This is a genomic window from Hyphomonas sp. UBA3195 (assembly GCF_002366485.1).
Classification (GTDB): Bacteria; Pseudomonadota; Alphaproteobacteria; order Caulobacterales; family Hyphomonadaceae; genus Hyphomonas.
The window spans coordinates 1-7,195 of sequence record NZ_DEXB01000012.1 but is presented as its reverse complement, the minus strand read 5'-3'; the positions used below and the strand labels follow the sequence as shown (position 1 = coordinate 7,195).

9 protein-coding genes are annotated in these 7,195 nt (G+C 58.0%); all 9 read left to right on the top strand.

The features are described from left to right. Positions 1-61: 61 nt before the first annotated feature. The 9 genes from ihfB (at position 62) to B2344_RS03605 (ending at position 7,110) form a co-directional block, all read left to right on the top strand. Positions 62-361: an integration host factor subunit beta gene (ihfB, locus tag B2344_RS03645; RefSeq protein WP_034814550.1), complete on the top strand. Its 300-nt coding sequence runs from the start codon at positions 62-64 to the stop codon at positions 359-361. 104 nt (positions 362-465) lie between these two features. Beyond that, positions 466-873: a large conductance mechanosensitive channel protein MscL gene (gene mscL / locus B2344_RS03640; protein ID WP_290480221.1), complete on the top strand. Its 408-nt coding sequence runs from the start codon at positions 466-468 to the stop codon at positions 871-873. 144 nt (positions 874-1,017) lie between these two features. Continuing rightward, positions 1,018-1,728, top strand: coding sequence for an SDR family NAD(P)-dependent oxidoreductase (locus tag B2344_RS03635; protein ID WP_290484685.1), 711 nt, complete (start codon positions 1,018-1,020; stop codon positions 1,726-1,728). A gap of 56 nt (positions 1,729-1,784) precedes the next feature. Further along, positions 1,785-2,687 (top strand): tyrosine recombinase XerC, encoded by a 903-nt coding sequence (locus B2344_RS03630; protein WP_290484684.1) that lies wholly within the window; start codon positions 1,785-1,787, stop codon positions 2,685-2,687. A gap of 98 nt (positions 2,688-2,785) precedes the next feature. Further along, positions 2,786-3,304: a rhodanese-like domain-containing protein gene (locus B2344_RS03625; RefSeq protein ID WP_290484683.1), complete on the top strand. Its 519-nt coding sequence runs from the start codon at positions 2,786-2,788 to the stop codon at positions 3,302-3,304. 116 nt (positions 3,305-3,420) lie between these two features. Beyond that, positions 3,421-4,236, top strand: coding sequence for a ferredoxin--NADP reductase (locus tag B2344_RS03620; RefSeq protein WP_206991657.1), 816 nt, complete (start codon positions 3,421-3,423; stop codon positions 4,234-4,236). 73 nt (positions 4,237-4,309) lie between these two features. Beyond that, a complete protein-coding gene (locus B2344_RS03615) occupies positions 4,310-5,977 on the top strand; it encodes a serine protease (RefSeq protein WP_290484682.1) in 1,668 nt (555 codons plus the stop codon). 59 nt (positions 5,978-6,036) lie between these two features. Beyond that, positions 6,037-6,663, top strand: coding sequence for a hypothetical protein (locus B2344_RS03610; protein WP_290484681.1), 627 nt, complete (start codon positions 6,037-6,039; stop codon positions 6,661-6,663). Positions 6,664-6,741: 78 nt separating this feature from the next. Further along, a complete protein-coding gene (locus tag B2344_RS03605; RefSeq protein ID WP_290484680.1) occupies positions 6,742-7,110 on the top strand; it encodes a hypothetical protein in 369 nt (122 codons plus the stop codon). Positions 7,111-7,195: the final 85 nt, after the last annotated feature.

The window sequence follows — 7,195 nt, the reverse complement described above, 5'->3', positions numbered from 1 at the left end:
GATGAAATGTTTGCGGCGGGGGCCTAGCGCTCCCGCCGCAAATGCGTGTAATATCAAAGACATGCTGAAGTCCGAATTGATTGCAAAACTCGCTGTTGAATACAGTCACCTGCGCCAGGAAGACTTGGAGCGTGTGGTCAATGTCATTCTGGAAGAGATCGGATCTGCTCTCTCGCGTGGTGATCGTGTTGAGTTGCGCGGATTTGGGGCGTTCTCTGTTCGCCACCGGGATGCGCGCAAAGGTCGAAACCCGCGCACTGGGGAATCTGTTGAAGTTCCGGCGAAATCAGTGCCTTTCTTCAAGGCTGGCAAGGAGCTGCGCGCGCGTGTTAATGGCGGCGAAGACCCTGAAGCCCGCTAGGCAGCGACTGTTATTCCACTGAGTGTGACGACTTGACGCTATTGGCAAATCTGCGGCCTAATTCGCGCTGTTATTGGAATATCCTAGCAAAAAGGGGCAAAGGGATGCTGAAGGAATTCAAAGAGTTCGCCTTGAAGGGCAATCTGGTCGACATGGCTGTCGGCTTCGTAATGGGCGGGGCGTTCGCAACCGTTGTAACCGCTTTCATCCAGGGCGTGTTCCTGCCCCTGCTCGCACCGATCATGGGCGGCATCGACCTCGCCTCCATCGCTTACACGGTTACGCCAGCTGAAATGAATGCCGCTGGTGAAGTGGTGAAGGAAGCCGCAGTCGTCGAACTGGGCAATTTCATCGCCGCGATCATCTCCTTCATCATCGTGGCATTTGTCATGTTCATGATCATCAAGGGCATGAACAACATGAAGAAAAAGGAAGAAGCTGCGCCCGCTGCGCCGCCGCGCCAGGAAGTGCTGCTGGAAGAAATTCGCAACCTGCTGGCCAAGCAAAGCTAGGCGTGCGTCAACATATTCATGAAGGGTTAAGCACAGTTCGTGTACCTTCATGGATAGTAGAGTAACTGGTAGAGTATTGAGGGGCGGCCTGTTTGGCCGCCCTTCTTTTTTGCCCGCACATCACTTCGTCCTAGATCGACTGGCATGAATGCAGTCATATTTGGATCGTCGGGCGGTGTAGGCCGCGCCCTGGTGGACGCCCTGTTGACGCGTGGGGTCTATCGAACTGTTTTTGGGGTTTCCCGCTCCGGCGATGCCCCTGCGGGGGCAACGGGTCTGAAAGCCGACGCATTGGATGAATCCGCAGTCGAAGCAGCCGCACAAGAGGTGGCTTCAGCAGGAGACGTCAGGCTCTGCATGGTTGCCATCGGGCGCCTACATGAGGGCGAGAGCCTCCAGCCCGAAAAATCCTACCGCCATCAGAGCCGGGATGGCTTCGAACGCATATTCGCTGCGAATACAATTGCGCCAGCATTGATTGCCAAACACATGCTGGGTCGCATGCCTCGGTCCGGTCGGTGGGTGTTTGCGCCGCTGTCAGCCCGGGTCGGTTCTATCAGCGACAACCGTCTCGGCGGCTGGCACGCCTATCGCGCGTCGAAAGCAGCGCTCAACATGCTGGTTCGCAACTATGCCATCGAATGTGGGCGGACAAACAAGGAGTCGATTTGCATCGGACTCCATCCAGGCACGGTTGAGACTGGATTGTCCAAGCCGTTCCAGGCCAATGTGCCGGATGGGCAATTGTTCTCCCCGGCGCAATCAGCCGGACATTTGCTCGATGTCGTAGACGCGCTGACCCCAGATGATTCCGGCAAGCTATTCGATTGGGCGGGAAAACTCATCCAGCCCTGATTGTTTTCGACATTCATTGAGGCAAGGCAAAGTTAAGACCGACCTGCCAGACTGGCATGATGGAAACCCTGGCCGCCTTTACTGCCTACCTGACCGACGAACGCCGTATGGCGGACAAGACGGTTGAGGCTTATCAGAGCGATCTTGCGGGCTTTTTTGGGTTCCTGAATACACATCTTGGCGAAGCCCCGACGCCGCACCCGTTGGGTAAACTCAAGGCTCGCGACGTGCGGAGCTTCCTCGCCCAGCGCCGGCGGGACGGATTGTCGGATGCCTCAATTGCGCGGCTTCTTTCCTCCATCAAGGCGCTGTATCGCTGGCTGGGCCGCACATATGACATTGAGAACGCGGAGATCGCCTATTTGCAGGGTCCGAAGCGTCCACAGCGCCTGCCGCGGCCGGTATCAATTGAGGCCGCGAAGGATCTGATTGAAGAAGCCGGGACAGACCCTGATTCCGAAGCCTGGATAAATGCACGCGACGCGGCGGTACTGTCATTGCTCTATGGTGCGGGCCTGCGGATTTCTGAAGCCCTCAGCCTGACCGGCGGAGATATTCCGGCGCCGGAGCGACTGAGAATTGCCGGAAAGGGCGGCAAGGTGAGGATCGTGCCCCTGATTCCGATAGTACGGGCGGCCGTTGACACCTATGCCAGTCTTTGTCCCTACAATCTGGGTCGCAACGATGCTTTGTTCCGGGGGGCGAAGGGCGGGGCGCTCAATCCACGCCTGATTCAAGGGTTGGTTCAGAAGCTCCGCGCGGTGCTCGGCTTGCCGGATACTGCGACGCCACATGCACTTCGCCACGCCTTTGCGACGCACCTTCTGGCAGCTGGCGCAGACCTCCGTGCGATCCAGACCTTGCTGGGCCACGCATCGCTTTCCACCACGCAAGTCTATACAGGCGTGGACGCCGAGCGCTTGCGCGATGTGCATGCCGCCGCGCATCCAAGAGCCTGAATAGCCTTAGGAAACTCTTTCAAATTGCCCATTCCCGCCTCAATTGAAGGTAATCTTACTGCGATACTGTGGAGAAGTACGCAGAAAGGATTGACGCCATGGGTGTCAAAGGAAACGCAATTCTCGGGCTCATCACGCTGGCCGCGTTCATCGGATGCGGACTAATGGCTCAGGCGCAGGAAAGCCAGGTCGATTATGATGGCTTTGTGGACCTTTCAGCTGAAATCTCAGACTACCGGTCTTCGCGTCTGGTTGATCTCGACACATTCAACGAAATGAAAACCGATAGCGATACGATTATCCTGGATACGCGCAGCGCTGAAGCTTATCGCATGGGACACATCGATGGTGCTGCTCATCTGAACTTCTCCGACTTCACCGATGACAAGCTCGCACAACTGATCCCGTCAAAAGACACGCGCATCCTGATTTATTGCAACAACAATTTCACGGACAATGTCGCGCCTGTTCCGGTCAAGCGGATCGAGCTGGCGTTGAACGTGCCTACCTTCATCAATCTCTACGGCTATGGCTACGAGAACATATATGAACTGGATGGAGCTTACCCCTTGGCGGAGCCCGCCATTCATTGGGTAGGAGAGGTCTCTCCGCTCTAGGCTTTCCAGAGCGCCAACTCTTCAGTAAAACTCAACTGTTCATCTGACGCATTGCTTTCAGTGCGGCCTGACGTCATGTGACGCCGCGAGACAATGCAAGAGCGAGATGCCCTGATATGACTGCAGATGCGACGCCTGTTGCCGCCAAGAAGGTCAACCCGAACGCGCCGACCGAGGAAACCGTCCTCGAGGTGAAACACTATACGGACCGACTGTTCCGGTTCCGTTTGACCCGGCCGTCGACCTTCCGGTTCCGGTCAGGCGAGTTCGTGATGATAGGGCTCTATAAAGATGACGGCCGTCCATTGCTTCGCGCATATTCCATTGCCAGCCCGAGCTGGGATGAGGAGCTCGAATTCTACTCGATCAAGGTCGCTGACGGCCCGTTGACGTCTCGCTTGCAAGCGATTCAGCCGGGCGACAAGGTTCTGCTCGGCAAGAAGCCGACTGGCACGTTGGTGCATGACGCGCTGGTGCCTGGCAAGCGACTCTATTGTTTCTCGACCGGGACCGGCTTTGCGCCTTTCGCCAGCGTTGTGCGCGACCCGGAAACCTATGAGAAGTTTGACGAAGTCATCGTCACCCATACCTGTCGTGAAGCTGCTGAACTCGATTATTCCAAGGAAATCGTGGAAGAGACGCTGAATCATGAATTCCTTGGCGAACTGGCTCAGGGCAAGCTGCGTCGCTATGGAAGCTGCACACGCGAGGACTATGAGTACAAGGGCCGTATTACAGATCTGATCGACAGTGGGAAACTGTTCGAGGACCTTGGCGTACCGCCCTTGAACCCGGAAACCGACCGCGTCATGATTTGTGGCTCCATGGAGATGATCCAGGATGTGAAGGATCTGATGATCAAGGCGGGCTTGACCGAGGGTTCGAACGCGTCGCCAGCAGAATTCGTCATCGAAAAGGCCTTTGCGGGCTAAGCCTGACCCGACAAGTATATTGGCGCTTTTGCGCTGGCATGGTTAATCTTCCTGTTCGGGAGGACGTAGCAACATGCGTAGAATTTCAAGCTTGGCTGTGGGCCTTTTGGCCGCCGCCATTTCGTCCGGTTTCAGCGCGTCTGCACAGGATCGCGCCTGTCGCGTGGAGGATACGCCCACCGGTGCCAAAGTCGTTGGCGGCGTCAACGCGCATCTTGCCAACTGGCCTGGCATCGCGTCGATCCAGCTGAACACGCAACGGGGCGCCTTCCATGTCTGTGGCGCGGCAGCAATTTCGAAAGAATGGATCCTGACCGCCGCACATTGCGTCGAAGGCTTCAGGGTTTCGGAACAGAGCGGACGCGTCTTCGCCTTCGAGGATGCAGGAGATGGTGGGCCGGAGCGGAAGATCGCAGCCATTCGGGTCCAGCTTGGCACCGGCGATCTCGGCCGCACTCCGGAAGGGTCACAAGCTGCATTCGTTACGAAGGTTGTCACGCACCCGGCTTATGCGGGCGCCGAAGATATCTACAAGGGTGCAGACATCGCGCTCATGAAACTCGACACGCCATGGGAGGGACCACTTGCGACCCTGTCGACAGATGCGACGACGGACAGATTGTCCAAGGCGGGTGAGGAGGCTTGGGTGGCCGGGTTTGGTAATCTGGTGGAACTGGAGCCAGGCCAACGCACCAAATGGCAGAATGCGCGCAATTTCGCACTCGCTGCGCCGAGCCTCGTCTTGCAGGAAACTTCGGCCCCAACCGTGGCAGCATCGGTGTGTCAGGCGCGTCTTCGCAAGGCCTCCATGCTGGAAGGCTATCCGGCGGATTACCAGTCGCTGATCGTGGATAAGACGCTCGTCTGCGCCGGGCTGGAGCAAGGCGGCCAAGATGCCTGTCAGGGCGACAGTGGCGGTCCACTGGTGAAATACGACAAGAATGGTTGTCCCTACCAGATCGGCGTTGTCAGCTGGGGTGTCGGGTGCGGACGGCAGGAGAGCCCCGGCGCCTATACGCGGGTATCTGCGTATACGGACTGGATTCGCACCTATGTGCCTGATGCGAATTTCGTTCAGTATGCACAGGTTCCACCGCCCACGCGCGGCGTACCTGACCTTGTTTCGAGCGTGCAGCACGATTTCGACACGATCGTCAAAGATATGCCGGTCACATTGGTGAATGCGGCAGGCCAGCCCGTGTCTGTCGTTGAGAACGGCCAAATGGTCGACCTGAAAGTGACCTTGCCCGTGCGGGGAAAACTGGTCCTGTTCGACTACAATGCCGATGAAGTCCTGACCCAGCTCTATCCGAACCCGGTTGAAGCAGCGGGACGCTGGCCGGTGCGTGAGGCGGGCGAAACCGTATTCCTGGCAAAGGATATCTTTGGCGAACCGGGCCTGCAGGCCGGGCCGCCGCTGGGCCCTCAATCCATGATCGCCATGGTCGTGCCGGAAGATGCGCGCTTGCCGGTTTCACCCCAGCAGGGCTTTCAACAGATTGATGCTCCGGTCGATTACATTACCCGTCTGGTGCGGACCGCATTGCGCCAACAGCAGACGGTGCGTGGGCTGTTCCGCATTGCTGCTGCGGAGGCGGGCGAAGTGGCAGAAGCTGAGCCCGAGGTACGCTCCGAGACGGCTCCGCCTGAACCGAAGCTGGCCATGGGCGTGCTGAACTATTGCATCGACTCGCGGATCTGCGGGACAGGAAATGACGAGCCGTCCGACGATCCGAGATAGATCAAATTCGCAACATCGTGTTCAGCGGGTAGTTACCGTAGCCGTGTTACGCGAGAGGGATGCTCCGCCGCCTTATTGCCATCCTGCTGACAGTATATGCGATCGCCTTTGCCTTTGGCGCGCTGACGGCTGTGCGGTGGCCCTCTATCATGATGGCGCTCAGCTGGGTGGTGCAGGATGATATTGCGTCTGGTTTGGAGAGCGTGGACTGGCGCCAGCTCGGCATTGCACATGGTGGGCCCTATCTGCTCGCGGCGCTGTGTTTCTATTGCTCGGCTGCAATGATTGCCGCGCGTCGCCCGGGCGGTGTGCTGTGGTATCTTATGGGCGTCGTCGCGGGAATCCCGTGTCTTTATCTCGTGACGTTCGAGCCCGGTTGGTGGAATGATCCCAGCGCAGCCGAAGGCGCCATTGCGGGGGCATGCGCTGGTGCATTGCTTCTGATGCTCGCCGTGTGGGAATTGCGATTGCGGATACAGCGCAAGGCGGAATCCGCTGAGCAAGTGGCTCCATTGGTTCTTTCCCAGCCGGTGCTTGTCAGTGAGCCCTTGCCGGATCAGCGCAAGCGGTCGGTTCCGGCAAAACCCGTGCGGCCGGCCATCGTGCCTGCTGCGATTGCTCGTCAGCGCGCGAGCTTTGCCGCCCACGGCCGCAAGATGAATGCGCGTCGTCGCCGCGCCGTCTGAGCGTTCCAAAGCCAGATAGCATTTGCTGTCGTGCCGTCATGGCCGTACCCTCTCCACTATGAGGGATGAGGATCATACATGATGAGCGTAAGGCGTATCATTGGACTAGTTCTGGCGCTGCTGGGGGGATGGCTGTTCTGGGGCGGCGCAGCAACCGTCAATATGCTGGTTGATCGGGGCAGTGGCCTGTCGGACGCGCTTATGCAACCGCCTACAAGCTTGGTGCGACTGGTTGCAACAGGGCTCATTCTGCTCGGTGGGCTCGCTGTCATGGCTGGAAAAGGGTTTGGACGCTGGGTCGCGCTGGCAGGAATCCTCGTATTCACCCTGCTAGCGGGTCTGATGGTATTGTCAGGCGCTGATCCGATCCTCTGGACGGATGAAGTCGTTATCACCGGTGTGTTTTGGGTGCTTTTCGCAGGTCTTGTCGTAACGAAACGCAGCTAATCCAAACTAGCAGACCCTGCCGCATTGATTTCAGAAGCAAAATGCCTAGTTTGGCGGCTCAATCCTACTGGGCCCTCTAAGCAAG